30 protein-coding genes are annotated in these 26,361 nt (G+C 33.9%); 13 read left to right on the plus strand and 17 right to left on the minus strand.

Annotated features, from left to right (window positions below; all coding sequences use genetic code 11):
• Nucleotides 1–138 precede the first annotated feature (138 nt).
• Genes QMG11_RS14250 through QMG11_RS14265 form a run of 4 tightly spaced genes read left to right on the plus strand, consistent with a single transcriptional unit; the run spans nt 139 to nt 2,914 of the window.
• Nucleotides 139–1,023, plus strand: a complete 885-nt coding sequence (locus QMG11_RS14250) for an ArdC family protein (protein WP_281836869.1) — start codon at nt 139–141, stop codon at nt 1,021–1,023.
• Nucleotides 1,024–1,043: 20 nt separating this feature from the next.
• The gene (locus QMG11_RS14255; RefSeq protein WP_281836870.1) at nt 1,044–1,601 is read left to right on the plus strand and encodes a DUF960 domain-containing protein; all 558 of its coding nucleotides are present in this window, start codon (nt 1,044–1,046) and stop codon (nt 1,599–1,601) included.
• 54 nt (nt 1,602–1,655) lie between these two features.
• A complete protein-coding gene (locus QMG11_RS14260) occupies nt 1,656–2,330 on the plus strand; it encodes a Rad52/Rad22 family DNA repair protein (protein ID WP_281836871.1) in 675 nt (224 codons plus the stop codon).
• 47 nt (nt 2,331–2,377) lie between these two features.
• Nucleotides 2,378–2,914, plus strand: a complete 537-nt coding sequence (locus QMG11_RS14265; protein WP_281836872.1) for a hypothetical protein — start codon at nt 2,378–2,380, stop codon at nt 2,912–2,914.
• Nucleotides 2,915–2,978: 64 nt separating this feature from the next.
• On the opposite strand, the gene QMG11_RS14270 is transcribed toward QMG11_RS14265, so the two are convergent.
• From QMG11_RS14270 to QMG11_RS14295, 6 genes are all read right to left on the minus strand, one after another.
• Nucleotides 2,979–3,491: a hypothetical protein gene (locus tag QMG11_RS14270; protein ID WP_281836873.1), complete on the minus strand. Its 513-nt coding sequence runs from the start codon at nt 3,489–3,491 to the stop codon at nt 2,979–2,981.
• Between the two features lie 237 nt (nt 3,492–3,728).
• Nucleotides 3,729–5,423 carry a restriction endonuclease subunit S gene (locus QMG11_RS14275; RefSeq protein WP_309302095.1) on the minus strand — a complete coding sequence of 565 codons (1,695 nt, stop codon included), beginning with the start codon at nt 5,421–5,423 and terminating at the stop codon, nt 3,729–3,731.
• 1 nt (nt 5,424) lies between these two features.
• The gene (locus tag QMG11_RS14280) at nt 5,425–6,864 is read right to left on the minus strand and encodes a type I restriction-modification system subunit M (protein WP_281836874.1); all 1,440 of its coding nucleotides are present in this window, start codon (nt 6,862–6,864) and stop codon (nt 5,425–5,427) included.
• A gap of 19 nt (nt 6,865–6,883) precedes the next feature.
• Nucleotides 6,884–7,150, minus strand: coding sequence for a hypothetical protein (locus QMG11_RS14285; protein ID WP_281836875.1), 267 nt, complete (start codon nt 7,148–7,150; stop codon nt 6,884–6,886).
• 11 nt (nt 7,151–7,161) lie between these two features.
• Nucleotides 7,162–9,501 (minus strand): EcoAI/FtnUII family type I restriction enzme subunit R, encoded by a 2,340-nt coding sequence (gene hsdR / locus QMG11_RS14290; protein ID WP_281836876.1) that lies wholly within the window; start codon nt 9,499–9,501, stop codon nt 7,162–7,164.
• Between the two features lie 29 nt (nt 9,502–9,530).
• Entirely contained in the window at nt 9,531–10,355 is an 825-nt protein-coding gene (locus QMG11_RS14295; protein ID WP_281836877.1) for a LexA family transcriptional regulator, read from the minus strand.
• Nucleotides 10,356–10,518: 163 nt separating this feature from the next.
• Here QMG11_RS14295 and QMG11_RS14300 point away from each other — a divergent pair, with 163 nt between their 5' ends.
• From QMG11_RS14300 to QMG11_RS14310, 3 genes are all read left to right on the plus strand, one after another.
• On the plus strand, nt 10,519–10,728 hold the full coding sequence (locus QMG11_RS14300; RefSeq protein ID WP_281836878.1) for a helix-turn-helix domain-containing protein: 210 nt from the start codon (nt 10,519–10,521) through the stop codon (nt 10,726–10,728).
• A 133-nt stretch (nt 10,729–10,861) separates the two neighbouring features.
• On the plus strand, nt 10,862–11,047 hold the full coding sequence (locus QMG11_RS14305) for a transcriptional regulator (RefSeq protein ID WP_281836879.1): 186 nt from the start codon (nt 10,862–10,864) through the stop codon (nt 11,045–11,047).
• On the plus strand, nt 11,048–12,136 hold the full coding sequence (locus QMG11_RS14310; RefSeq protein ID WP_281836880.1) for a site-specific integrase: 1,089 nt from the start codon (nt 11,048–11,050) through the stop codon (nt 12,134–12,136).
• A 232-nt stretch (nt 12,137–12,368) separates the two neighbouring features.
• Here QMG11_RS14310 and QMG11_RS14315 read toward each other — a convergent pair whose 3' ends face one another.
• The 11 genes from QMG11_RS14315 to QMG11_RS14365 form a co-directional block, all read right to left on the minus strand.
• On the minus strand, nt 12,369–13,493 hold the full coding sequence (locus tag QMG11_RS14315) for a tyrosine-type recombinase/integrase (RefSeq protein WP_281836881.1): 1,125 nt from the start codon (nt 13,491–13,493) through the stop codon (nt 12,369–12,371).
• The gene (locus QMG11_RS14320) at nt 13,447–13,647 is read right to left on the minus strand and encodes a transcriptional regulator (RefSeq protein WP_281836882.1); all 201 of its coding nucleotides are present in this window, start codon (nt 13,645–13,647) and stop codon (nt 13,447–13,449) included. The genes QMG11_RS14315 and QMG11_RS14320 overlap by 47 nt, the downstream gene beginning before the upstream one ends.
• Before the next feature lie 35 nt (nt 13,648–13,682).
• A complete protein-coding gene (locus QMG11_RS14325) occupies nt 13,683–13,826 on the minus strand; it encodes a hypothetical protein (protein WP_281836883.1) in 144 nt (47 codons plus the stop codon).
• 2 nt (nt 13,827–13,828) lie between these two features.
• The gene (locus tag QMG11_RS14330) at nt 13,829–14,104 is read right to left on the minus strand and encodes a hypothetical protein (RefSeq protein ID WP_281836884.1); all 276 of its coding nucleotides are present in this window, start codon (nt 14,102–14,104) and stop codon (nt 13,829–13,831) included.
• Nucleotides 14,105–14,136: 32 nt separating this feature from the next.
• On the minus strand, nt 14,137–15,108 hold the full coding sequence (locus QMG11_RS14335) for a hypothetical protein (protein ID WP_281836886.1): 972 nt from the start codon (nt 15,106–15,108) through the stop codon (nt 14,137–14,139).
• Nucleotides 15,099–15,803, minus strand: coding sequence for a ParA family protein (locus tag QMG11_RS14340; protein ID WP_281836887.1), 705 nt, complete (start codon nt 15,801–15,803; stop codon nt 15,099–15,101). Before QMG11_RS14340 ends, QMG11_RS14335 begins: the two co-directional genes overlap by 10 nt.
• A gap of 25 nt (nt 15,804–15,828) precedes the next feature.
• A complete protein-coding gene (locus QMG11_RS14345) occupies nt 15,829–16,041 on the minus strand; it encodes a hypothetical protein (protein WP_281836888.1) in 213 nt (70 codons plus the stop codon).
• 258 nt (nt 16,042–16,299) lie between these two features.
• Nucleotides 16,300–16,554, minus strand: a complete 255-nt coding sequence (locus QMG11_RS14350; protein WP_281836890.1) for a hypothetical protein — start codon at nt 16,552–16,554, stop codon at nt 16,300–16,302.
• Nucleotides 16,544–17,599, minus strand: a complete 1,056-nt coding sequence (locus QMG11_RS14355; protein WP_281836892.1) for a replication initiator protein A — start codon at nt 17,597–17,599, stop codon at nt 16,544–16,546. The genes QMG11_RS14350 and QMG11_RS14355 overlap by 11 nt, the downstream gene beginning before the upstream one ends.
• Before the next feature lies 1 nt (nt 17,600).
• On the minus strand, nt 17,601–18,056 hold the full coding sequence (locus tag QMG11_RS14360) for a hypothetical protein (protein WP_281836894.1): 456 nt from the start codon (nt 18,054–18,056) through the stop codon (nt 17,601–17,603).
• Between the two features lie 70 nt (nt 18,057–18,126).
• Nucleotides 18,127–18,333 carry a helix-turn-helix transcriptional regulator gene (locus QMG11_RS14365; protein ID WP_281836895.1) on the minus strand — a complete coding sequence of 69 codons (207 nt, stop codon included), beginning with the start codon at nt 18,331–18,333 and terminating at the stop codon, nt 18,127–18,129.
• A 155-nt stretch (nt 18,334–18,488) separates the two neighbouring features.
• Here QMG11_RS14365 and QMG11_RS14370 point away from each other — a divergent pair, with 155 nt between their 5' ends.
• From QMG11_RS14370 to QMG11_RS14395, 6 genes are all read left to right on the plus strand, one after another.
• Complete coding sequence (locus QMG11_RS14370; RefSeq protein ID WP_281836896.1) at nt 18,489–19,169, plus strand: helix-turn-helix domain-containing protein; 681 nt, start codon at nt 18,489–18,491, stop codon at nt 19,167–19,169.
• Between the two features lie 211 nt (nt 19,170–19,380).
• Nucleotides 19,381–21,129, plus strand: a complete 1,749-nt coding sequence (locus QMG11_RS14375) for a site-specific DNA-methyltransferase (protein ID WP_281836897.1) — start codon at nt 19,381–19,383, stop codon at nt 21,127–21,129.
• A gap of 26 nt (nt 21,130–21,155) precedes the next feature.
• On the plus strand, nt 21,156–23,771 hold the full coding sequence (locus QMG11_RS14380) for a DEAD/DEAH box helicase (RefSeq protein WP_281836899.1): 2,616 nt from the start codon (nt 21,156–21,158) through the stop codon (nt 23,769–23,771).
• Between the two features lie 401 nt (nt 23,772–24,172).
• Complete coding sequence (locus QMG11_RS14385) at nt 24,173–25,066, plus strand: hypothetical protein (protein ID WP_281836901.1); 894 nt, start codon at nt 24,173–24,175, stop codon at nt 25,064–25,066.
• Between the two features lie 16 nt (nt 25,067–25,082).
• Nucleotides 25,083–25,994, plus strand: a complete 912-nt coding sequence (locus QMG11_RS14390) for a DUF5655 domain-containing protein (protein ID WP_281836902.1) — start codon at nt 25,083–25,085, stop codon at nt 25,992–25,994.
• A 153-nt stretch (nt 25,995–26,147) separates the two neighbouring features.
• Complete coding sequence (locus tag QMG11_RS14395) at nt 26,148–26,282, plus strand: hypothetical protein (protein WP_281836904.1); 135 nt, start codon at nt 26,148–26,150, stop codon at nt 26,280–26,282.
• The last annotated feature ends 79 nt before the right edge of the window (nt 26,283–26,361 follow it).

Here is a 26,361-nt window from a genome sequence, read left to right on the forward strand (position 1 = left end):
TTTTTATTTCACTTAAAGGCCAGTTTTTCGACAGTAATTATAAACCTCTTTCCCTTATAAGGTGGGTGGTATTTTTATTTACTGAAATAATAATAGAATCTATATTGTAATTTTTAAGAAATGATGGAGGTGGTGAATATGGTAAGACAACACACTAAAGAAGAAAAAAGAGAGGTTTTCAGAAAACAAATGGATGAACTTAAAGGTGGCATCGAAGATAAAATACAGGACTTTCTAGATAATTCAGAGGAACTCAACAAGTTTATAGAGTTCAGGAGGAAGCATTTCCACAGTTACAGTCTAAATAACAGTCTCCTCATATTTAGGCAGTATCAAAAAGCTACGTATGTTGCTGGATATAAGAAATGGAGTGAACTAGGCTACAAGGTGAAGAAGGGATCTAAGGCACTAGCTATACTCATTCCTCTAATCAAGAATGAAGAAAATAAGGATACTGGCGAAGTGGAAAGGAGGCTTTATGGCTATAAGAAAGGTAATGTCTTCGATATCAGCCAAGTAGAGGCTACTGAGATGGCCCAAGAGCTACCGAATATAGATGTAGGCATAAAAGCAACTAAAGATATCTCGTATACTCCTGTACAGCTTTTCAGTGCTACTAGAGAATTTATAGAACAGTATTGCCCAGTGATAGAGTCTAAGGAATTGGGACAAGCTATGGGGATGACTAATGGTAAGGAGATCTTTATAAAGCCTACTAAGAATCTGATGGACATGGCAGGAGTGTTGATACATGAGTTTCACCATTACTATAATCACTATAAAGAAAATAGAGCGGAACTTACAAAGGACCTGAAAGAGACAGAGGCAGAACTATGCACTCTCATCTTTGGGTCCTTTTTTAATCTCGATATAGAGGGAACCTATAAATATCTAGCTATGTACAGAAAAGATAGATACCTAACCTACTGTTTTGAGAAAGCATACAATACTTTCATTGAAATATTGGAAGGTTCTGAAAATAAGGTAGGGCTAGAGAGCATCCTAGAAGCCCAAAGTTATTAAATTTTAAAGGAGGATTAAATATGAAGATACAACATAAAGACTTTTATAGGATGAATGAAAATCTTGAAGAAAATACTTTGGCTGAATGGGTTAAAGTATTGGAAGAAAGAGCTATTGAATTATTAGATGATGGGAATCCTATAAGTACGGCTATGATGGAAGCTTGGAGTAACTTATATGAATTAATTCTAGAGGATAGTGAAAGGTGGAATTTTTATATATTAGACTTACGGGAAAGATTTTTTGATGGTTCTATAGGAAAACTTAGAGAATATCAAGTTTCTTTAAATGATAAAGAAGAACAATTCCATTTTTATATTACAAAAAATGTCGGCGATTCTTTAGATGGAAAATTACTTATCTATATTCAGAGTTTAATAGAATCTATGAACGTAGAGAAAGACTATCTCCAGGTGTTTGAGATCTCAGGTAATACACTAACCCATAGTCAAGAGGAGCCAGAGTACTCAAAGGAGTACAAACTAAATGAAAAATATGAGAATGGTAAGCTCTTCTGCATAAGGACTGCTGAAGAAGAAAGTAGTTTTTGGACACTTATGTTTGCCTATGAATATTAATATTTTTATGTATGGTTATCATCATTTATAAGTATAAGAGAATGGAGGTATATTATGAACAAATCAATGGAAGATATTGTAAAGGAACTTAAAGCTCCATTTGATGAAAATAAAATAGAGTTTAAAGTAGGAGCAACAAATCAGGAAAAGACTATGGGGCTGGCGTTAGCATATGTAGAAGCAAGAGCGATTCAAGAACGGCTAGATGAAGTAGTAGGTTTCACAAATTGGAGTGTGTCATATAGAGAAGTCCAAGGCGGCTTCCTTTGTTGTTTATCTCTAAGGATAAATGGGGAATGGATAGCAAAAGAAGATGGAGCACAAGTTACGGAATATGAATCTCTAAAGGGAGGCATTTCTTCAGCGTTTAAACGTGTGGCTTCAAGTGGATGGGGAATTGGAAGATACCTCTATGACGTAGAGAGCCGGTGGTATTCTATACGAAAGAGAGGAAAATCCTATGAGTTTACTATTAATCCAACTATCGCCACACAACCTAAAGGCGAAATGCCTCCTAATAATAGACAGTTAAATAATCAAGAAGAGATACAGGATAAACTAAAAAAATCTCTGCTCATGAAGGTTTCTTTTGGGAAGTATAAGGGTCTGAGCCTGGGAGAAATTTTTGAGCTAGACTATAGATATATTCAATATCTTATAGATAAATCTAGAGATACCTCTTTGGTCAATGCTTGCAGCTATCTTAAACTAAAATATGGTAAAAATTAGAACTAGGAAATTTCCTGGTTCTTTTTATTTTTAAAGGAGGGTTAATTATGAGATGGAATGATAAAAATAGCGATTACGCCAAGGAAAGAAGAGGTGAAGATAAGGAGCTAGACTGGAGAGAAGATCATGTAGCAGGTTGGGATCGGTGGTCTTTAGCTTGCTTAGGTGCAGGAGGAGAAGAGAACCTTTTAGAAGAAATTAAACAAAGGAAGGTAGAAGAGCTGGATATTCAGATTAAAAGGTTGGAATTGAAGGTGTCACAAATAGTAGAAGCTCCCTTTGAACTATACTGTATTAAAGATAAACATGACAGGATAGCCGCTAAACTAAGAGATAAGCATCAAGAAGTTGAAGATGGTGAGGTGATTTATTTTTATAGAGAAAGGTATTGGAGAGAGATAGAAGAAGTAGAGGTGAATATGGATTGGCATAACATTCATCGAAAATTAGAAGAATATGAAAAGAAGAGTGAGTATATTGAGACATTAGAAAAGATGTATAGTAAAAGAAAAAAGCTCAGCATGGATTTATCCAGAGAGGAGCTTTTTTCTTTTACTGTAAAATATAATTTAAGACTTAATTAGGAGGTGGTTTTATGGAAGGGGTGCTGAAGGTTAAAAAAAGGGGCTTCTCAGCCCCTAAAATCCATTATTCGTTTACTTCTTCTAGTAATTCTATAATCCTATTATAATCTTCCTCATTTATTTTGCAAAATGTACGCCCTCTAAAAAACAATTTCTGTAAATCAATATCTACCTTATTTTTAGGTAGAAAATTTTTATAGCATCTTACATCGGCAAAATGTATATAGCCTCTATCTTCGCTATTTAGCTCTTCTCCGATAAAGGTATCAAATTCTTTAGTAGAATAGTCATTTAGTTCTTCGTTGTTAATTATTGTATCCCTCACATAAGCTACTGTCGCATGTCCATATACGTTATTTCTAGCAGAATCAAATAATATTATCTTCCATCCTTCTTCAATCTCATTGAGGTGGCTTCGGTATGCTCTTTGTCGAATACTGGAAATAATATCTGTTCCTTCTTCATACTTGATAGTCTCTTTCCATGTTCCCAAACTTTCTTCGTGATCGGGGTTATGAAAATCCTCAGGATCCCATCCTTGAAATACATTAATGTTTCTGTTCATAATGCCATACATAACAATACCTCCTTTTTAATATGAGATAATTAGTTAGCTTATTTTTAAATTAGGGATCTTATACATCACGCCATGCTTATATTAATAAAATAACACATAGTTAATTTATTTTCTATAGTTTTTTAAAATTCTAAAACCTTGTAATTCCCTCTCTAAGGACCAATAAATACAGTAAATACTACTCTGAGTAAAGGGGACCCTAAAAAGGGTTCTTAGATAAGAGAAGTTATCTTCTTATCAAAGCTGCATAACACTCCCCATAAGTGCTTCCATCTCTCTCTGAGATTTCTCCACCTGCTCTTCCAGCCTGTCACAAAGCTCCATAAGCTTGTCTACCCTCTGGACGATCCTCTTCTGTTCTGCTAGAGGAGGTAAAGGTATTGTCAATTGATTTATAATACCTAAATTAATATTTTTTTGTGCTGTTGCAGGCGCAAAACTCTCAATATTTTTTTGAGTTAATTGAAAGAATAACTTAACGTACTTAGGAGTATACTCGTCGCTTAAAGATATAAAACCTACAACACTATCAGGGAAACAGGCGTCAATACCCAGAAATCCTACCTCAGCTATATTAGCAGCTATTGTTATACAAAAAGTCCCTTTTTTCCAAAGCCGACTCTGCTCTAATCCAAATTCATTATAAGTTTTTGAATAATTCTCTATAACGTAGCCGTTAGATTTTGATCTAGCAACATCACCTGTTTGCACAAATGGGTAAGTTCCATTTGTAAATAACTTCTCGTCATTTCTAGGTCTATGCTTAGATTTTCCTCTTTCAAATAGTCCAACATTACCTAACCTTGCCCATTCCCAGCTCTCAGGAAGGTCAAATGGCTTCTCCTCCTCAGAGATGGAAGCAAGCTTCTTAGACCTCTTTATCTTCTTCTCAGCAACTAGCCTTGCTTTCTCCTCCTCTATCCTCTCCAACAGCACACTGGCAGGCTCATCTGAGCTGTCCTGTGGTACCAGTTTTCCCTTCACTGCCATGGAAAGCACCAGGTCTCTGATATCCTTAATATCCTCCTTCCTCTTCACCACGATATCGAAGTTCTGGAAGATTAGCTCCAGGTTCTTGAGGAGTTCCTTATCATCAGATGACTTCTCAATCTCAGCCATGATAGATCTCTTAAGGCCTTCTCTTGTTTTTTCTCTTGTTTGTATCTCATCTCTGAGGTTATCTATGATGCCTTTTAGAGAGTCTATCCTTTCCACTATTCTATTTTGTTCAGATAGAGGAGGTAGAGGAAGTATTAAATTCTGTAATTTCCCTAAATATATCCCTAACTGAGCAGTTCCTTTTGCATTAGCTATCATTTGAGAGTTAAACATATTAGAGGTAAATAAATAACTTAAAAAATATGGATTGTTTAACGTCTGTATTACAGCAACACTTCTTTGTAAAGTAAATTTCTCTTGAATCTTACCTACTACAGCTGATCTTCCTATGCTTCCAACAATATTTAATAATATATCCCCTGATTGTATTTGTGTCCTTTTATCTTCTTTTTCAAACTCTTCCTCTGATATTAACCTACAGCTTTCATCAAAATCTATATAATGCTCTTTTATGTTCTTAGCACTTAACATTTTGAAACCTTCATCTTTTTTTCTAGGAGGGTTATGTGAGCCATCAGTTAGTTTATTAGTTATCTTCCCTAGTCTTACCCACTCCCAAGAGTCTGGAATGTTGAAGGGAATCTCTTCCTCAGATATGGGTTCTAGCTTCTTACTCTTCTTTATCTTTTTTTCAGCTATGAGTCTAGCCTTCTCCTCTTCTATTCTCTCAAGAAGTACACTTGCTGACTCATCTGATTCGTCTTGAGGTACTAACTTCCCTCTTACAGCCAGATCTAGGATTATCTCCTCTAACTTCTTTAGGTTTTCTTCACTGTCAAATAGCATATTAAAATTATCTAGTATAAAATCCATCTTACTCACCCTTTAATGCCATCTCCAGCTCAGATTTCAGCATCTCCTTTAACTTTTTTATCTCATCTCTTGTAGCATTGTACCTCTCCAGTACCTCTTGTGGGTCTCCGTATACAACCTCTTCTTTTGTAGGATTCTTGAAGTCCAGGTTATAGTTCTTAGCTGCTATATCTTCAGCACTTACCTTCCATGCATACTCGCTTCCCTTTCTCTCATTCCACCATTCCTTCTCCAGGTCAAACTCAGAGAGCTTTATAGGCTTGGTCTTGGTATAGTTCTTGTATCCCTTAGGAAGTGGATGCTCAAAGAACCATACATCCTTGGTAGGAGTTCCCTTATCAAAGAATAGCAGGTTTGTGTTGATTCCTGTGTATGGAGCAAATACACCGTTAGGCATTCTTACTATTGTATGTAAATTAAACTCTTCCAGAAGCTTCTTCTTGATATTGGTCTTTACTCCCTCACCAAATAAAAATCCATCTGGAAGTACTACTCCTGCTCTTCCTCTGTCCTTGAGTTGATACATTATCCTTGTCATGAAAAGATCAGCAGTTTCACTAGTCATAAAATCATTAGGAAAGTTCTTTTTTATCCCCTCTTCCTCACTTCCACCAAAGGGAGGGTTCATAGCGATTATATCCATCTTCTCACTTGCAGGGATCTCTCTTACCTTTACTGCAAGTCCGTTATCATGACGGACATTTGGTGTATCCACATCGTGGAGGATCATATTAGTTAAACATAACATATGGGGCATAGGTTTCTTCTCGATCCCATAGATAGATCTTCCCAAAATCTCCATATCTCCTGTATTTTCTTTCTTTCGCATTTTTTTCATATGATTTAATGCACTTACAAGAAATCCTCCTGTACCGCAAGCAAAGTCTCCTACTTTATCACCTATTCTTGGATCTAGTCTATCTATAATGAAGTCTGTAACAGCTCTTGGGGTATAATACTCTCCTGCATTACCTGCACTCTGGAGATCTTTTAGGATGCTCTCATATATATCATTGAAGGCGTGCCTTTCCTCATAGTCATCCAACTCTATTTCATTTATCTTATTTAGAAGCTGCCTAAGAAGGGTTCCTGACTTCATGTAGTTATGAGAGTCTTCAAAGAAATCCTTAATTAGTGCCTTTCTAGGATCAGTATCTGCAGAGACCTCTAAGTTCTTTAGGTCTTTAAACATGCTCTCTACAAATTCAAGAAGTTCTTCTCCGGTGATGCCTTCATCATTAGCAGCCCAATTTCTCCATTGGTATTTCTTAGGAATGATAGCTTTATAGTCATCTTCTAACTCCCACTCTTCCTCCTTTACATCAAACATCTTAAGAAACAGGACCCATACAAGCTGTTCTATCCTCTGAGCATCTCCGTTTATCCCTGCATCCATCCTCATTATATCCTGTGTACCCTTTACAAAATTTGTTAATGACATCTCTATCTCCTAATTACTCTTATTTTTTATATCTTATCTTATATATATCGTCAAAAATTTGATATGTTGTTCTGCCTTTTTCTATATTTACATCCAACTTATTGTATTCCACATACTCAATTAATATCGTTTTAATAGGAGTCTTAGACACTACTCCATTGACTAATACCTGCATGGCATGCTTATTGTCCTCTCTTCTGATATAGATGACTACAATTTCCTCATCTACTTTATTTATAACTAAACTCTTCATCTCTTTGAAATCAAGCTTAAGTGTTTCCTTCATTTTCAGCCTCCCTATTGTGCATAAATCTCTTGTTCTAATTCCCTTACTGCATTCAAGTATCCATCCTTGCCACCAAACATCTTTACAACTTTTGCCGGAGATCCTCCTATTTTCTTAAATTCATCCAACTTAAGCACTTTGATGCCCTCTATCTGGGAGATCCCCTGGTTTGTATATTTAGTTAGAAGTGCTTCTAATACCTCTCTGGCCTTTCCCTCATACTTAGAGAAGTAATCCTTCTTTTTTACATTTTTAGCCCTCTCCCTTCTTGTAAGAGGCTTCCTGTCAAAGGCAAGGTGGCATATGAGATCAAACTCATCCATATCTCTTCCTATCTCCTCCTTGAGCTCATCAAAGAAAATTCCCTTCTCGTGAAGTTCAGCCAATACTGCTTCCTTCTTCTGACTTCTATTCCAGATGCTCAGGAATTCATCTAAGGTTGCAAATTGCTTCTTGATATTCTTCTTAGAGTAATCTACCAGAGACTCTGTAATCAACTTTCCAGAGGCATCCAGGTACTGTACCCTCTCATTGATTAATTTTACCTCTACATCGTCCACATAGAACTTCTTAGGTGCACCTCCATATTCACCTTCAGGTTCATCATCCTCATCGCCCTTACCCTTTGGAGGTTTCTCACCACTATAGCCACCAATACTTGTTGGATCAAAATCTTTATCTGGTATAGGCTCACCGTCAAAATCCGGATCCGAGAAGAGTCTGGTTACATCTCTGAAGTCCATTATAGTAAAGTATGACTTACCGTAGGCTTCGTCTACCCTAGTTCCCCTTCCTATGATCTGTTTAAACTCAGTCATGGAGTTTATATTACTATCTAATACTATAAGCTTACACGTCTTTGCATCTACCCCTGTAGTCATAAGTTTAGATGTAGTAGCTATTACTGGGTAGGCAGTTCCAGGATCAATGAAGTTATCTAACTGTGCCTTCCCCTCTGGGTTATCTCCAGTTATTCTCATTACATATTTAGGATTTTCTCTGACTAGGTCACTATTTTCATTTATAAGTGCTTGTCTCATCCTTTCAGCATGATCTATATCTATGCAGAATACTATGGTCTTACTGAACCTGTCGGTAGCCTTTAGAAATTTTGTTACTTCCTTAGCTACAGTTTTAGTTCTCTCCTCCAGTACTAGACTCTTATCAAAGTCAGTTACATTATACTCACGGTCGACTATCTCATTGCCGTATTTATCTACCTTTCCTCTTTCAGGTCTATATCCAACTAGATCCTTGTCTAACCCCTTTCTCATAACCTTATAGGGAGCTAGGAATCCATCCTCTATTCCTTCTTTTAGTGAGTAGGTATAGAGAGGTTCACCAAAGTAGTGAATATTGCTTACTTCATTGGTTTCTTTAGGAGTAGCTGTAAGGCCTATATGCGTAGCGCTGGAGAAGTAATTAAGGACCTCCCTCCAAGCACTATCCTCCTTGGCACTTCCTCTGTGACACTCATCTACAACTACTAGGTCAAAGAACTCTGGACTGTACTCCTTGAAGACCTGCTGCCACTCTTCTGTACCTGTCATAGATTGATAAAGTCCTAAATATATCTCGTGAGCCTTGCTGATATTTCTTCTATTAATCTTTATCATCTTGTCGTCAAAATCTCTGAAATCATTGGCCATAGTCTGGTCGATAAGTATGTTTCTGTCTGCAAGAAAGAGGATCCTCTTCTTTTCCCTAGCCTTCCAGAGCCTATGTATAATTTGGAAAGCTGTATAAGTCTTTCCCGTTCCAGTGGCCATTACTAGAAGTACTCTATCCTGTCCCTTGGATACAGCCTCTATAGTCCTGTTAATGGCTATTCTTTGATAATATCTAGGAGTTTTATTACCTAATTTAAAAAAGTAGTCCTGTTTAACTATTCTTTCAGCTTCAGGTGTAATCCCTCTCCCAACACAGTATCTCCTCCATAGCTCCTCTGGTGACGGGAATTCATCTAAACCTAGCTCCACTTCTCTTCCAGTAAGTCTGTCGTGCTCTATGAACCCATCTCCATTACTGGAGTAGATAAATGGGATATCTAGCTTCTCAGCATGCTGAAGCCCCTCTGAGTAATCTATTCCCTGTTGCATTCCTGATCCCATAGAATGTTTATTGCTCTTGGCTTCCACTATTGCTAGTGGCATATTAGCCTTGTAGTAGAGCATGTAGTCCACCTTCTTTTTAACTCCTCTGGTAGCCCCCTTCTTGCTTACGATTATCCTACCATCGGTGAAGCTGTGCTCTCTCTTTATTTGGTTTTCGCTCCATCCCCTCTTTAAAATAGAAGGATCTATATACTTACTTCTTATATCTGTTTCACTTAATTCTTTCTTGTTAAACATACAACCACCCCGTAATTGATTTGAATGTGCTAATACTCTTTTTCTGAAACGGCTTTAACAATTCGACCTTCTATCGTCAGTTTCTTTACATCTTCATTCATAATATATCTATCTGGATACTTAGTATTGTTGAAGTTTTTTAATATGACCATACTTTTAGCTGGAGTAGCTATCTGAGTGATAAAGGTCTTTTCTTCATAAGTTACAAGGTATATCTTATTCTCTATGATTTCTTTTTCGTCAGGATCTACTATTATCCAATCCCCAGGATTAATCTCAGGGCTCATGGAGTCATTTAAAATCTCAATTATAAAAGAGTTTTTTAAAGCTTTATTCGTAAAGATCTCTTTAGTTCCGACTTGTTTACTTTTGTTTATATTTATTCCACCTGTTTTTGTTTCTTTATAAACAGGCAACTTAAGATTAATCATTCCGTGTATTTTTGTGATAGATTTTTTAGTTTCTATTTTATTTTTGCTATATGAATTGATTTTCTGTAGTAAATCATCATAATTGCATGTAAATAAATTAGAGAGCATTTCTTTAAAAAGCTTTGTTTCAGTTTTTCCTTCAGCTATAAAAGTAATGATTTTTTTAGCATCAGAATTTTCTTTTCTTATACTTTCTGGAGTCCTTTTGTAATCCTCATACTTTTTTATATTTTTAATATCTTCATCAGAAATTTTTAAAACCTTGATGAGTTTATCACCAATTTCTTTCTTAGGGAAATTACGTCTTCCTTTTTCAATATCGTTTATATATCCGACACTTTTATTAACTTCTTCAGCTAATTTAGTTAAAGTATAGTCTTGCTTTTCACGATACTCTTTGATTATATCACCTGTTTTTTTCATTTGCAGAATCCCCCAATCCCCTTAAATTTACTAAGACTATTTTACATCTTACGCTAAATAAAAGCAAAATAAATTGACTTTTAGAAAAAAAACTTTGACTTTACGCAGAATAAATGGTAAAAAATATGGTGTAGAGTTTTTTAAATAAGTCAGGAGGAATGTAGTGAGTGAGCATTATGAGGTAGCAAATAATATTAGGGCAGAAATCCGAAGGAGAGATATGACTTTAGAAGATGTAGCAAAAAAAATAGGTTTGTCTAGACAGAGTTATACAACTAGATTAAATCGTTTTGCCAGGGGTGAAGATGTTTTATTTAGTTTTCTCGAGAAAACAGCCATGGCTTTAGAGGTACCATTAACTATATTTTTTTAGAAAAAAATTACGCTTTTTTAGCGTAAAAAACAGGGTGGAGATTTTTTTAAGTTTTACCGATTTATAAAACATAAAAAAATAAATTATTAGAGTTTTATTATTAGAAAAAGAAACAAAAGAGAAGGGGATAGGAATGAAACAGCTATTAAAAGTAGAAGATGTAATGGAGGTATGTCAGGTAAAGGTTGGAAAAGCATATCAGATAATGAAAGAAGTGAACAGAGATATGGAGAATGCAGGATACATTACTATAAGAGGAAGGGTAAATTCTAAGTTTCTTTGTAAAAAATTAGGAATAGATATAGAAAGGAAAAGGTAGATGCCGGTTTATAAAGATGGTAAAAAATGGAGAGTAGTTTACACTTACAAAGAAAGAGGGGTTGTAAAACAATCTCAGAAGAGAGGGTTTCTTACTAAAAGAGAAGCAAAACTTTGGGAAAGTGAGTATAAATTAAAAGGAAGTAGGTCAGTCAATATGACATTCGCCTCCTTCTATAAATTATATATGGCCGATGTAAAACCAAGAGTAGAAGATACTACCTATCATCTGAAAGAAATTATATTTCAAGGTAGTATTCTTCCTTACTTTAATAATATGAAGATGTCAAAAATAACCCCGATTATTGTTAGAGATTTTCAAAACCGGCTCATCACAGGGGTCAATCCAAGGAATGGGAGACCATATAAGGCTCACTATATTCAGAAGATAAATGCACAACTTTCAGCTCTTATGAATCATGCAGTGAATTTTTATGAATTGAGTGAGAATCCATGTAAGAAGGCAGGACCTTTAAAATTAAGGTATGAAAAGAAGGTAAAGTTTTGGACACTGGATGAATTCAATAGATTTGTGAAGGTGATAGAACATAAACCAATGAGCTATATAGGTTTTCACGTACTCTTTTGGACTGGTATTAGGACAGGCGAACTCTTAGCGCTTAGTTTGAAGGATATAGACTTAATTAATGGAACGATAAAAATAGACAAATCATATGCTAGGTTGAATGGAAAGGATATAATTAAATCAACTAAAAATGAAAGCAGTGAAAGAGTTATAAAAATGCCCAAGGATCTTGTAAAGTTGTTAAAGAAATATATTAGAGTGCTCTATGGGATAAGTAGTGATGGCAGACTCTTTAATATGACAAGGGAAGTTTTTAAAAATGATCTCTCTAGGTATTGTCATAAGGCAGGTGTTAAAAAGGTTACACCTCATGATTTAAGACATTCTCATGCAAGCCTGCTGATAAATGAGGGGGTGAACCCTTTGGCAATATCCAAAAGATTGGGGCATGCTAAGGTAGATATGACGCTTAACACATACTCACATTTATATCAATCTACTGAGGATAAAATGGTGGACATTCTAGATGCTGCTTATGGCAAAGTTTTGGCAAAGAAAATATAAAAAAAGGGTGTAAAATGTTACAAAAAACAAATAAATAAAAAAGAAATAAATGAAAACAAAGGGATAGAAGGTATATAAAAAATCATAAAAGCATGGTAAGGTAGAGGTCGCCGGTTCGACTCCGGCAGGTGGCACCAGTATTTATAATCATTAGAGCAGAGCTTACCATCTGCTCTTTTTTTATTGGTAACAAAATGGTAACATTTTGAAAAAATAAAAAAGCAGCAAGATTTTAAACCTTGTTGCTTTCATTTATTATATCTATTATCTTTTCTTCTTTGGATGGATATAGGTGAGCATAGGTGTTAAGAGTAATATCCACCTTGGCATGTCCTAGCCGCTTAGAGATGATAAGTGGATTAACATCCTTATTGATAAGGAAGGATGCGTGGCTGTGTCTTAGATCATGTACCCTGATTTTTTTCACACCGGCTTTTTCATGGTATCTGGTGATATCATTTCTAAAAAGGTGTTGTGTGATAGAGAAGAGCCTTTCCTTCTCCTTTATCTTGTAGAGCATACCAATATATCTCTTTAAGATTACTGCTAAATGATCATCGATCAATATAGTCCTCTCACTTGACTGGGTCTTAGTGGTTCCTATTACCTCTTCTCCTCCGACCAATTTACTATAGTTTCTCCTAATGTGTATTTTTCTATTTTGCAGATCCATATCTTCCCTAGTAAGTGCCAGTAGCTCACCCACTCTCATACCTGTCCAAAAGAGGAGATTAAATCCTGTATAGCTTATTGGTTTATGTTTTATGACTTGAATAAACCTGTTGAATTCTTCCACACTCCAGATCTTGATCTCCTTTTTTTGCTCCTTAACATGCTGCCTGAGGCTCTCGACTTTTGTGAAGGGGTTAGAATTTAAGCCATAGTACCTTACTGCATAGTTGATGAGTGATTTTAGCTGAGCGTTTATTTTCTGAAGATAAGCAAGTGTATAGCAACTTCCGGTCCTTGGGTTGGTTTGACTCATTAATTCATTCTGAAAGTTTCTGATCTTAAGCGGGGTGATATCTGTTAGCTTTATTTCTCCAAAGAAGGGAAGTATCTTAGTGGAGAAGATATATTTTTTAGTTTCCAGAGTTTTAGGTTTTATCCTCAAGGAAATATCTTTTAAGTACAGATCATAAAGAGTATTGACCTTCATATCGGTACTACCTTTAACTTTATAATGGAATTCCCTTTCATATTTGAGAGCATCTTTTTTTGTTTTAAAGCCTCTCTTCTTTTTCTGGATATTCTTATCCAAGATCTCATCTTTGTAACGGAAGAGAAGGGTCCAGGTCCCATTATCTTCCTTATATGCTGGCATTGTCTCTCTCCAAGTAATCCTCTTTGAATCCAAACTTTTCAACCAGGTAGATCTTGTTGACCTTTCCACTTATGGTTAGGTATCCCTTGGATGCCATTTCTTTATTTATTTCTTTGATTACCTGATAAGCTCTAGCTCTTGATACACCTAGTAGCTTCTCCACTTCCTTAGCTCCATACAATAACATATTTACTCCTTTCCAAATAATAAAATATCTATTTGTTACTCTTCAACAAAATATGGACATCCGCTATCATGGGCATTCATATTAGCTTCTACAGTATCACAATAACCATCTGCCCCGTAGTTTTTACAATTACAACACATTTCACTGACTATTAAGCTGCTGCCATCTAATATGTTCACGTCTATTCCACCTCTTTTGTATGTACATCTATTGTCCAAACGGGCTCATTACTAACTGTATATCTATCAAGAGCCCACTCCCAACCTTCATGTTTACAGTGTTCAGCATCTCTATGGACATAGCTTTGCTTAGGTTCTGCTGGATTTGTAACAATACAAGCTCCTGAAGCATACCCCTTTAAAAAACCTTCAGCTTTTTTTACAGCATCATCCCATGTACAATCTTTAGTTACAACAACACAAGCCTCTTCATTGTCTATATAAGCCATTTCTACCATTTTTATTCCTCCTTTAATAATTCTTTATTTGACTATACACAATATTTTTCTTCAATTTCATACCATTGAAGTCCCAGAGTGTCTTTATTCTCTTGCCACCATTCATATGCCCTGCTTCTCCACCAATCATCTTTAAGATCTATTTTAGTATGAGTCATGACACCTTTCCTCTTGTTTTTAATTTGTATTAAATGCTCCATCAGATTTTTATAAACTGGGTCTTCATTGAAATCTAACTTAAGGTTATTAACTTTAGATAGCTCCTCTACAACCTCTGCCCTCTGCTCCCTCAATCTTTTTAGCTTTCTTTCAGTTTCCAGCAGTTCGGTTATTTCTCTATCTATATCCTTCAGTTCCTTGGTAAGCTCCTTTACCCTCTCGCTCCTTCTGTCATCTTCAATGACAGCAGCCTTTAATGTCTTGCCGGGAGTGATGATTTTTCTTTCATTTTTAATTTCTGTAGCTGTAGTTATCTCTCCGGAATAAAACTTACCTCTCACTTCTTTCGGAGACTTTTCAAGTTCTCCGATTATTCGTTGTGATGCCCCCTCCAGTTTTTTGCCTATCATCTCCGGATTGTCCACAGTGCGGACAATCTCAGCTTCTTCTATTTCTTCAGGTTCATTCACTAAGGAAGAAGTGGTTTTCTCTGGAGGATCTAGAAGGATACTTTCTTCTGTACCAGCATCAAGAAGAAATAAGTCATACTTTTTTATGAAGGTATAAACTTCCATCTTCTTAAAACCTAATTCACTGTATCTCTTTTCAAACTCTCCACTTCCTTTTTTGGAATATCTCTCCTGTAACTCCTTTAATCTCCTCCCAATCTCTCTAAAGGAAAGGATAGTAGTTCCTCTTAGATGCTTAAGTTCATTCCAGAGGATGTTCTCATCACTGTCTGTTAGGTCCCTGGTCAAATATTTGATCTGTTTGGGGGTATGAACCAATGAAACTTTTAAAGCCTTAAAACCTTCTAAGTCACTATTAATATCCATTACTCCCATGTGATGATCACATCCATAATTTCGTCATATACAGCTTTTGATTCTAAAGTTTTCTTAGACCTAGAATCATAGATACTCTTACCTTTTAAACATAGCCGTCTTTCAAAAGCGGTATGTTTAATTGCTTTAGTGAGATACACATTGGTAGATTCAAAGAATTGATCAAGAGCATCATAGATATCTGTTTCATCTTTTGTTCCTAAGAAGAGGTTAGGAACTACACAGCTAACCTTTTCTATATCTACAGTCTCCTGGAGTCTCTTAATTGCTTTAATAGATGCACCATCAAGCTGAACCGGGATGATGATTTGGTGTGTGACTTCTGCTGCAATTTTAGAAAGCTGGTCTTCTTTGGATGGGGCTCCATCAACTACTACAATGTCATACTCCTTATCGAGTCTTTCAAAAGCTTTAATAACCTTTTTCCTCAATCCTGTTCCTATGGAATTAGTTTCCAGAGGGTAATAGTCAAGGTCTTTTCTAATCCTGATTTCGATATCTTCTCCGTATTGAGAAAAGTATTTCAAACCTTTTTTGTCTGTAAATTCCTGCCCTAGAAGGATGAGAGAATCATTCTGAGAGTCACCACTAACCAAAGCAGTTCTAAACCCTTTAGTAGTAAGGCCATGGGCTAAGTTCCTTGAGATTGAAGACTTTCCTGTACCTCCCTTATTATTTTTCACATATATGATCATAAACTTCCTCCTAATTTTTTTATTTTTAATAGGACTGCTTTCTTTCGTAGAGGTCCAGGGTATCAAACTTATCATTGAAGAACTTATCCCTCATGGCTAAGATCTGCTCATCTGTAAAGTCCTCTGTAAGATCATCATATTTACTGTCCCATACCTCTTTCATGGCCTGGTCAGCTACCCATCCCTGATCTATATAGCTCTTGCTTTCCTTTATTAATTCCTCTATAGTTCTCTTCATCTATAAGCCTCCTCTATCACTTAAAAACTTTGATGATAACTTCTTTCTGTTGATAGGTAGTTACAAACCTGGCCCCGCAGGAACACTTGTAGTACCTTTTTTTCTTACTGCCGTATAAATATTTGGTCGAGTAGTGTTTTACCCTTTCTGAGCAATTTGGGCATTTTTTCATGTGAGCCCCCTAAAATTATATTTATAAGTAAAATCTTGTGTTATACTAAGAGCAAGAACTTTCTTCAGGTCTTCTTTGGTCGGGATTCACTGAAGGTTATAGTTCTTTCTTACGAGAGCAGCTGTCAGTCCCTTAATATCTTTAATCTCACGGTTAAAGGAGTATAGGTCCCTGAGGGCTGCTTTTACATTTTCCTCCCTGTATTTGTGGGAGAAGATCCTGAGGTATTCCAGATACTCCCATGTTCCCCTCTTGAGCCTGGACACGGCTTTGGATACATAGATATTCTTTCTTGCTCTGTTTAGAGCCTTTTCCAGATCTTTGTTATAGCTACTGCACATAGACACCTCCCTTGGCTAGATATTCGTTAAACTTTCTGCAGAGGATGTTTCCCAGTTGATCATCTACTCCAGTGCATTCAAAACCAATTTCACTTAATACTAAGCCCCTCAACCTTCTCACTTCAGTTTCTCCTAACTTAGATGCCATAAACTCTATTTTTTCATCTCGTCTGATCTCCTTTGGGGTTATGCTTCCAGAGTTTTTATAGTCTCCATCCCTTAAGATGGCCACAAGGATACCTGGAGTCATGCTCTTATTCTTGAGTTTCATAAAAGCTATGGCTCTTTCTACCTCTTTGATGTCACCATTGGTTAGGGTAGTGATATTTTTTAGGGTATTGGAGTTGGTGTTTTTTACAGCTGACTCCAGGAGGAGGTTCTTCAGGTTTTTAGTAAAGTCATCTTCAGGGGCAGCAGTATGATTTTCCTTCCTCTCTGCTACTACTCTTTTATTATCTCTAATAGGTAATACTCTAATAGGGTCGAAACTTTCGACCACCTCCAAGTCGAAACTTTCGACTGGTTTATCAGAAACTTTCGACGGGTCGATATTATCGACTTCGAGGATTTTAGGAGTCTGAATTTCATCTTTTATCCTGCTTTCCACCTCCATAACGATATCCTCTTCAGGTCTATCTTTTACTTTTCCCAGGTAAAAAGTATCTGCTTTATGTTGCTCCTTTATTATTTTTAACAACCCTACTGTTTCTAATTGTTTTTTACATTTGATAATAGTGTCTCTGGATTTATTCAGCATCTCTGCTAAGGTAGTAACAGAGAGCTTGATATAGACCTTTTTATCTTTATCAAACCATCCATTCTGAAGAGAGTAATTCAAGTACCGGCACATAACACCGTATACAATTTTAGATGTATCTGATAGCAGTTCCTCGGTAGTATTAATTTCCTTGGGAACCATTAAACTCTTTTCTTTGACTTTTTTGATTTTTTTGACCCTTTTCTGGTAGTGTTTATTGTTAAATAGTTTTTCTGGAATAGGGTAAAACCCCTGATTGGCTATATCTCCAACTGTGAAATATTCCATGCTACTTCTCCTTTTTTCTCTTTTTCTTATTCAGGTTCTCTCGGATCATCTGCATATCTATCTTTGAACTCTCATTCTGGGTCCTTTCCAGGGAGGTGGCCAGGTATTCCATGAGCCACTCCCTCAGCTTGTCGTCCAATTCTTCATAGTGCAGCTCCAACTCATGAAGGGATTTCTTCTTGTCTGTGTATTTTTTCTTAAAGTCTGATATCTCATCCTTGGTTTTCTTTACTAGGTTCCAGTTTTCCAACTCTATGGCTTTGTCCAGAAGTCTCGTGAAGTAGATAAGCATATCTTCGGTATGCTTATCGAAACCAAAGGATTTAACTCTTCTATCATCATCTGATTTATCTATAACACCTCCATATCTCATGTAATCCTGTATAGTCATGATCCTGACTTGAAGATTCATTCTTTGTTCCAGTTCTAAGGACAAGTAACACTCAGGTCTACTCATAGCTTCCCCCCTTATGATTAAATTATTGTTGTATTTTATTATTTACTATTTGTAAGTAATAAAATTTTACTTACAAATTTGATATTAAGTTTAAATAGTCTATATCAAGAACTTTGGCCCACTTTTTTATAGTTTTGACAGTTGGAGTGTGACCATTTTCCCAACGCTCAAGGGAGTTCCAGACGTGTTGGCGTGTTACCCCTAATCTTTTAGATAGTTCTGATTGAGTCATATTTATCTCAGACAAACGATCTTTTACAACTTTACTTAAAGACATTCTTTCCTCCTGTGTAAACTTTTTTTATTTACACTTGGATTTTACAACCTTGTACTCAGTTTGTCAACTTTTTTTGTTTACACTTTGTAATCAATTTTGTTTACAAAGTCATTAAAAAACAATAAAATCTTTATATCAAGTAAAAAGGAGAAGCTATGAGTTTTGGAAATTTTTTAAAAGAAAAGAGACAAAAAAAAGGTTATACACTTCGACAAATGGCCTATAAGACTGGATTTTCACATACCTATATTTCTGATATTGAAAAAGAAGTAGCTGCTAAAGTGGAAACTATAGAAAAAATTGCTGATGTATTGGAGTTAACCAAAGATGAGATAGCTTTTTTAAAAAGAGAAATTGAATATTTTAAAACCCCTAAGAGTGTTTTAGAAGAACTTAACCGTCTTAAAAAAGAAAAAGAATGTAAAAAAGAGGAAAGTAATATCAGCCACATAGTAGAAGGTGACTATATACAAATACCACTATATGATAGTGTGTCTGCCGGAATGGGATTAGAACCAGATCCTATGCCTGTTGATTTTATTCCTATGCCTGCAAGTATGGGAAAGGGGTGTGTTGCCATCAATGTAGAGGGAGATTCTATGGAGACTACTATTAATAATGGATCTGTAGTACTTGTAAAAAAGGATACTGAGGTTGGGAACAATGAAATTGGCGTATTTCTCCATGAAGAAGAGGCTGTGGTTAAAAGGTATAGATGCATCGATAAGAAGTGCTATTTGGTTTCAGATAATAAGGAATATCCAGCCAGAGAAGTAAGGAAAGGGGACAACTTTAAGGTTTGTGGTAAGGTTGTATGGATAATGAATAAGGCTTAATTAGTGGGGGAAAACATATAATTTGAGATCTTATGAATGGAAGTATCTCAGTTGGAAGAAAGCTAGGAAGGGGAGAATAAAATTTAACAATCTAATGTATTATAAGAAATGATAAATATTTTCTAAATTCTATAATGATTGAAATAGAATGGAATTTTAAGTGAAAAAATTAAATTAAAGAATAAAAGAATCAATGAAAGGATAAATAAATATGCCAATGCTTGAATGGATAGGAAAAGATAAAGTTATTAATCACCATCAAGAGATACCATTTAGAATACTGAAATATAGGTATGGATTTGATAATGGGAAGGAAAGCAAAGAAAAAACTGAAAGTGAGAATAAAATAATACATGGAGATAACCTAGAGGCACTAAAATCATTACTTCCAGAATATGAAGGAAAAGTCAAATGCATTTATATAGATCCACCTTATAATACAGGAAAAGAAAATTGGATTTATAATGATAATGTTAATCATCCTAAGATTAAAAAATGGTTAGGAGGAGTAGTAGAAAAAGAAGGAATAGATTTATCTCGACATGATAAATGGCTTTGTATGATGTATCCTAGGCTCAAGTTATTGCAAAAATTATTAAAAGAGAATGGTGTTATTTTTATTAGTATTGACGATAATGAAGAAGCAAATTTAAAATTGATTTGTGATGAAATATTCGGATCCAATAACTTCGTTTCGAAATTAGTTTGGAGAACAGAAGGGCATAGTGATAATCAATTTCATATAAAAGTTAATCATGAATACATTTTAACCTATGTCAAAAATAGAAATTTTATAGATTCAGCAATTGGACATGCTATTGATCCAACAACTCGTGAAGAAAGTAATATTTGGAAAGGTTATGCAGAAAATTCAATTACAAAAAATGGGAAAAAAAATCCCCCCTCATTTATAGATTTACCTGTTGGGTTTCCATGTTTAGAAAGGAATGTGAAAATAGAAAAAAGTACGATTTCTGATGATTTTTATATAGAAGTTAATGACCAAAAGTTTATCTCTAAGGAAATAAGAAATAAATATAATTTAAACAATAAGATGCCTGTTAAACTTAATGACCTAATTGTATCGAATTACAAACTAGAAGAAAAATGTACGGTTTATAGTGGGTGGGCAAACGCAAATAAATTAAAAGACTTCATAGATAATGGTTTTAAACCACTAAAAGAAAAAGATGGAGAAATAACTTTTTATTTATCAAAAAATGGTGTGATTTATTATAAAAAAACAAGAGAAAAAGCAAGAAATATATTATCAGTGATAACCGAAATGGGAACAACAGAGCAAATGAAGACAGAATTAGAAAGAATGGAGATAAAAAAATTTGATTATCCAAAGCCTAACAAACTTATTGAATACTTGTTAAAAATTGGTGCTCCGAATTCTGAGGACATTATACTTGATTCATTCGCCGGATCAGGAACGACAGGTCATGCAGTTTTAAATTTGAATCAAGAAGATGGTGGGAAGAGGAAGTTTATTTTAATAGAGTTAGAAGAGTATGCTGATACTGTAACTGCAAAGAGAATTAAAAAAGTAATAACTGGTTATGGAAAAGGTAAAAGCTTCATAAAAGGAATTAAAAGTAACTTTAATTTTTATGAGCTTGGAGAAAGGTTATTTACACCGGATAACATATTGAATAAAAATATCGATGAAGAAACTTTGAGAAATTATATTTATTATACAGAAACAGGGGAACAATTAGTCAAAGAGCAAGTAACAAAAAATAAATATTATTTAGGAAGTAAAAATAATTCAGATTATTATTTTTATTACGATAGTGATAAAATCACTAAACTTAATTATGAATTTCTATTAACTATAGATAAGCCGTCAGAACAGTATATAATTTACGCTGATGCATGTAGTATCGATAAAAACGAATTACTAGAAAAAAATATTATTTTTAAAAAAATTCCAAGAGATATCACACAGCTATAATAAAAATATATTTGGACGGAGGAGAAATGGAATTAAAACAATATCAACAAAAAGTAATGTACGATTTAGAAGATTTTTTAGAAATTTTGAATGAAAAGAAAAAAATTAATATTTCTTATGAAAAATTTTGGAATAAAAGAGGAATTGCTATAGGACATGGAGGGATGAAACCTTACAAAAATAACATAGCTGGAGTGCCTCACATCTGTTTAAAAATACCAACAGGAGGTGGAAAGACTTTTGTTGCTTGTAACTCTATCCAACCTATATTCAAAGCAATGCCTTCTATTAAAACTAAAGCTGTAGTTTGGCTTGTACCTTCAACTACAATTTTGGAGCAGACAATAAAAAACTTAAAAAATAGAGAACACCCTTATAGACAAAAGATTAATACTCATTTTAAGAATAGAGTAGAAATCTATACAAAAGAGGAACTTTTAAGTGGTCAGGGTTTTGATCTTGGTACAGTAAGTGAACAGTTAAGTATATTTGTACTTAGCTATGACGCTCTTAGAAGTAAAAAGAAGGATGATAGAAAAATTTATCAAGAAAATGGTTATTTGTATAGTTTTGATAAATTAAATGGAAATAATTCATTTAAAATAGAAAATGCAGATGAAACGTCGTTAATTCAAGTAATTAATAAATTAAATCCTCTCGTAATTGTGGATGAAAGTCATAATGCAGAAACTTTTTTAAGCCTAGAAATGCTCTATAATTTAAATCCGTCCTTTATACTTGACTTGACAGCAACTCCTAAAGCGAATAGTAATATAATCTCTTATGTTGATGCAATGCAATTAAAAAAGGAAAATATGGTAAAGCTACCAGTTGTTGTATATAATCATCATGACAAAGAGGAAGTACTAATTGATGCTATTGAACTCCAAAAAAATCTTGAAATTAAAGCTATTCAAGAAGAAAAGTTAACTGGGAATTATATTAGACCAATTGTTCTTTTTCAAGCTCAGCCTAAAAGAGGAGAAGAGAGTGAAACGTTTGATAAGATTAAGGAAGCATTAATAGAAATTGGGATACCTAAAGAACAGATAGCTATAAAAACTTCTAATAAAAATGAGTTAAAAGGATTGGATTTATCAAAAAAAAGTTGTGAAATCAGATTTATTATAACTGTTAATGCGTTGAAAGAAGGATGGGATTGTCCATTTGCTTATATTTTAGCCACTCTTGCAAATAGAACATCACAAGTTGATGTTGAGCAGACATTAGGGAGAATTCTAAGGCAGCCTTATGTAAAAAGACATCAGGAAGAACTATTAAATTTATCATATGTTTTTACTTGTTCAAATGATTTTTATGGGACTTTAGAGAATATAATAAAAGGACTTAATAAGTCTGGTTATAGTGAAAAGGACTATAGAATAGTTGGTGACAATATTCAAGAAAATAAAATTAATAATAATGAGCTTTTTAATTTGAAGCAACAATCAATTTCTCCATTAGTCCCAGAAAATGGAAATAAATTTGAATTTCAAACCAATAAAATAGTTGAAAATACTGAAAAGACTATAGAATTTACGGAAAAAATTATTGAAGTAGCCAAAAAAGAAGAAAGTAAATTCAAAGAAAAACTTCATGAAATAAAAGATGAAAATCCTTTTGACTTGGTTGCTGAGGAGTTGAAATCCAAAATGAAAATATATCATATGAACAAAGAATTTGAAGAAGAAGCTAGAAAGTTAAAGTTACCTCAATTCTTTATAAAAACAAAACAAAATAGCCTTTTTGATATAAAAGCTGACAAAAAATTATCTAAAGAAGATTTGTTAGAAGGTTTTTCTTTGAAGCAAGAAGATATTAAAATTGATTTTGATATTATAAAGGCTGATATTGTAAAAATTGATCTTGAAAATCAAGGTAATGATGAATATATACCAAAGTATCAAAAATTGGATAAAGAAGCAATAAGTTATATTAATGAACACGTCTCGCAGAAGACCGATTCTGAAAAAATAAAAGACTTTAAAAACATTATCTTTGCTCAATTAGGAAAAATAAATTCTATAAGTGAAATAGAAATCAAAAATTACATTGAAAGAATTTTAGGAAACTTTACAAAAGAGCAAATACATGATCTTGAAGCCACACCTTATAAATATTCTTCTTCTATAAAGAAAAAAATAAAAGAACTTCAAGAGAAGTACCAAGAAAAAATATTCTACTCATCTATTGAAAGTGATAAGATTTTTTGTAAAGAAAATTATATGTTAAAAAAAGAAATAAATCCAGTGAATACATCTTCAGGAATAGCAAAATCATTGTATGAATCAGAAGAAAGTGGAAATAAATTTGAAAATAAAATAGCTTTAGAAATAGCGAGTCTTAATAATGTAAAATGGTGGCATAGGAATATTTCAAAAAAAGAATATTACATAAATGGTTTTATAAATCACTTCCCTGATTTTTTGGTCTTAACACAAGATAGAAAAGTCTTAATGATCGAAACAAAAGGGGATTACTTAAGCAATGAAGAGAATTTAAAAAAACTACGTTTAGGAAGGAAATTGGCAGAATTAGCTGGGCCTAAATATAAATATTACATGGTCTTTGAGAGTAAAACTCTAAAAGAAGATGGAGCTTATAATATAGAAGAATTTTTAAAAATTTTGAGAGATCTGTAGTATGGAAAGCCGATATTTCTAATAGAAAAAGGTCATTAGAAGGAAGAGTGTTGAATTTTTCTTTATTTTATCTTTCAAATACCAATCAATAAACCTCTTGTAATATCTTAAATAACATTAATGTTAAGAGATATATTTTGGGGGGATGAGAAGTAAGGTATTCAAATTAATTGAGATAAAACTATAGATTTTTAAGAATAGTAGCTCTATATTTACCATTATCAATATAAATCCAAAGTATAGTACGCTTGTGATCATTTTTACTCAGATATTACTATAAATATTATTGAATAGAGTTTTTTAGTAATACTCAGACAAGAAGATAAAAAAGCTTAGAAATAAGTGGAAGTTAAAATGATAATACAATATATTTTTTTTAGTAAAAATATGTTGTATTTAATGTGGGGGGGAATATAATTTTACTTGAGATTTTATTGTGCCTAATATTATACGCCTTTTATTTAGTTACTATTACAGGAATAAAAATAAAAGGCGTAAAAAGGTTATGTAGCTTATTAAAAAAAAGTGATTTAGATAAGGAATTCCTTAAGATAATTTTGAAGTCAATTGTATCTTTAGACTGGGTTAGTGCTCATTTAGGGAAAATATATCTTAAAGGTGAATTTAAAAGGAAAAAATTAGAAAGAAAGCTAGCTAGATACATAAAAAAAAGAAATTGTATTAATCTAGCAATTTCAATTGTAATGTTCTTTTTAGCAAATTTACCTGTGAAAATTATAAGTTTAAACTATGTTCTCTACTTACTTATATATCGTTGTATTTCAAGATCATTTGAATTAATCTTTGCATTTGGGAAAGATGTAGTTGAACCAAAAAAATATATATTAAAAAATGCTAGATATGAAACTGAAAGTGGAGAAATAGAAGTTAGAGAAGAAAAAATCAGAAAAAAATCATCTAGTTTGAAATCACATGAAAGAATAAAACTTGCAATCAATAGTTATATAGAGTTGAACTTAAACTTTGCAGTTCTTTATCATTTGTTAAACTTAGAAGTTTCTAAAGGTTTTCTGAAAGAATTATCTTCTTTTAAAAAGGGGATCGCTTATAATTTTTTTAGAGATATTTTTAAAGGAGATTTTTTATTATATGATTTACATACTCAAAGCATAGAGACATTAAGTATTATGGAAAGCTTATATAAATCAATCGGTATTTCAACTGCTTCAGGAATAGGAAGCAGTGAACTTGGTTTCTTTTCAGCATTACAATCGATAACAGTAATAGTTCTTGTGATCTTTGCAATAGCAACATATCTTGGATCAGATGATTAAATAAAGGAGGAAAAATATGCCGCTATTTAATAGAGGGGGTAATAAACTAGAAACAATAAAACAGAAAAACTTTCCTCTAGAAAAAGACTTACAAAATTTAGTGGAAAATAACCTTGAAGAGATCTTTAGTTGCAGGTTTGTAGCTTCAGAGTTTCATACAGGTAATGTTCACTCTGGAAGGATTGATTCCCTTGCTATATCAGAGGATAATAACCCTGTGATAATAGAGTATAAGAAGGAGGAATCCTCCAGTCTTTTAAATCAATCCTTATTCTATTTATCATGGTTAAAGGATCACAAGGGAGACTTTCAAATGGCTGTAAATAAAACCCTTGGGGATGTAGAGGTGGACTGGAGCAGCATAAGGGTCATATGCATAGCTCCAGGGTATAAGAAGTATGACCTTCATGCAGCAGAGATGATGAATGCACCTATAGAGTTATGGAAGTATAAGAACTATGAGAATGGGATGTTCAATCTAGAGGAGGTCTTCAGCAGAAAGGATATATCTACACCTAAACCTATGAAGGTGAATAAAGGGAAAAAAGAGTGTAAGGAAGAAGCGTCTATCCATACCTATGAGGACCGGAAAAGCAAGCTAGGAACAGAAGAATTAAAGAACCTGCTAGATGAAATAAGAGATTATACAGTGGACCTGGGAGAGAGTGTAGAAGAAGCTCCAAAAAAACTGTATGTAGCCTATAAGACATCTAAGAACTTTATGTGTATAGAGTGTCAGAGAAAGAGGATAATCCTTTATCTAAAGTTTACCTCTGAGCAACTAGAGGAGTATAGTTCTATAGGTAGAGATGTGACCAATGTAGGTCACTTTGGGACTGGGAACTTTGAGTTCATAGTAAAAAGTCTAGAGGATCTGGATAATGGTAAAGGGCTTATTAAAGCTTCCTTTGAGAATATAGGGGAGTAACCTTAAGAAAAAAGTACCGTTTCTGGTACTTTTTCTTTTTGTACCCCTAGTAATTTAAATACAAACTCTATATACTCCTAATATAAGGATCAGAGATCTATTTGAAAAGTTATTTGACAAAAATTTTATTTAGGATTATATTAGGGGTGAGTTATGAAGGAAATACTTAAAAGAATTGAAAAAGAAATTGAAGAGGTTTCCAAGGATAGTGGACATGGAGAAATTCTTATAGAAGTACATAATGGAAAGGTCTGTTTTATTAGACCTACGAAAAGCATAAAAATTTAATATCTTAGAGCGACTAGGCAAACCAGGGCTCTTATCTCATTTTAATATGGGATAAGCGCCCTTTTTTATTTGGAATTTT

Source organism: Propionigenium maris DSM 9537 (assembly GCF_027925155.1).
Classification (GTDB): Bacteria; Fusobacteriota; Fusobacteriia; order Fusobacteriales; family Fusobacteriaceae; genus Propionigenium; species Propionigenium maris.

Coding starts and splice junctions, on each gene's coding strand:
- QMG11_RS14260 (WP_281836871.1), top strand. CDS start 1,656: ATGAACAAATCAATGGAAGATATTGTAAAGGAACTTAAAGCTCCATTT.
- QMG11_RS14310 (WP_281836880.1), top strand. CDS start 11,048: ATGCCGGTTTATAAAGATGGTAAAAAATGGAGAGTAGTTTACACTTAC.
- QMG11_RS14395 (WP_281836904.1), top strand. CDS start 26,148: ATGAAGGAAATACTTAAAAGAATTGAAAAAGAAATTGAAGAGGTTTCC.
- QMG11_RS14330 (WP_281836884.1), bottom strand. CDS start 14,104: ATGGTAGAAATGGCTTATATAGACAATGAAGAGGCTTGTGTTGTTGTA.
- QMG11_RS14350 (WP_281836890.1), bottom strand. CDS start 16,554: ATGTGCAGTAGCTATAACAAAGATCTGGAAAAGGCTCTAAACAGAGCA.
- QMG11_RS14345 (WP_281836888.1), bottom strand. CDS start 16,041: ATGAAGAGAACTATAGAGGAATTAATAAAGGAAAGCAAGAGCTATATA.
- QMG11_RS14295 (WP_281836877.1), bottom strand. CDS start 10,355: ATGAAAAAAACAGGTGATATAATCAAAGAGTATCGTGAAAAGCAAGAC.
- QMG11_RS14370 (WP_281836896.1), top strand. CDS start 18,489: ATGAGTTTTGGAAATTTTTTAAAAGAAAAGAGACAAAAAAAAGGTTAT.
- QMG11_RS14375 (WP_281836897.1), top strand. CDS start 19,381: ATGCCAATGCTTGAATGGATAGGAAAAGATAAAGTTATTAATCACCAT.
- QMG11_RS14270 (WP_281836873.1), bottom strand. CDS start 3,491: ATGTATGGCATTATGAACAGAAACATTAATGTATTTCAAGGATGGGAT.
- QMG11_RS14390 (WP_281836902.1), top strand. CDS start 25,083: ATGCCGCTATTTAATAGAGGGGGTAATAAACTAGAAACAATAAAACAG.
- QMG11_RS14250 (WP_281836869.1), top strand. CDS start 139: ATGGTAAGACAACACACTAAAGAAGAAAAAAGAGAGGTTTTCAGAAAA.
- QMG11_RS14275 (WP_309302095.1), bottom strand. CDS start 5,423: ATGGATTTTATACTAGATAATTTTAATATGCTATTTGACAGTGAAGAA.
- hsdR (WP_281836876.1), bottom strand. CDS start 9,501: ATGTTTAACAAGAAAGAATTAAGTGAAACAGATATAAGAAGTAAGTAT.
- QMG11_RS14365 (WP_281836895.1), bottom strand. CDS start 18,333: ATGTCTTTAAGTAAAGTTGTAAAAGATCGTTTGTCTGAGATAAATATG.
- QMG11_RS14305 (WP_281836879.1), top strand. CDS start 10,862: ATGAAACAGCTATTAAAAGTAGAAGATGTAATGGAGGTATGTCAGGTA.
- QMG11_RS14255 (WP_281836870.1), top strand. CDS start 1,044: ATGAAGATACAACATAAAGACTTTTATAGGATGAATGAAAATCTTGAA.
- QMG11_RS14355 (WP_281836892.1), bottom strand. CDS start 17,599: ATGGAATATTTCACAGTTGGAGATATAGCCAATCAGGGGTTTTACCCT.
- QMG11_RS14280 (WP_281836874.1), bottom strand. CDS start 6,864: ATGTCATTAACAAATTTTGTAAAGGGTACACAGGATATAATGAGGATG.
- QMG11_RS14340 (WP_281836887.1), bottom strand. CDS start 15,803: ATGATCATATATGTGAAAAATAATAAGGGAGGTACAGGAAAGTCTTCA.
- QMG11_RS14335 (WP_281836886.1), bottom strand. CDS start 15,108: ATGGGAGTAATGGATATTAATAGTGACTTAGAAGGTTTTAAGGCTTTA.
- QMG11_RS14380 (WP_281836899.1), top strand. CDS start 21,156: ATGGAATTAAAACAATATCAACAAAAAGTAATGTACGATTTAGAAGAT.
- QMG11_RS14360 (WP_281836894.1), bottom strand. CDS start 18,056: ATGAGTAGACCTGAGTGTTACTTGTCCTTAGAACTGGAACAAAGAATG.
- QMG11_RS14285 (WP_281836875.1), bottom strand. CDS start 7,150: ATGAAGGAAACACTTAAGCTTGATTTCAAAGAGATGAAGAGTTTAGTT.
- QMG11_RS14320 (WP_281836882.1), bottom strand. CDS start 13,647: ATGTTATTGTATGGAGCTAAGGAAGTGGAGAAGCTACTAGGTGTATCA.
- QMG11_RS14265 (WP_281836872.1), top strand. CDS start 2,378: ATGAGATGGAATGATAAAAATAGCGATTACGCCAAGGAAAGAAGAGGT.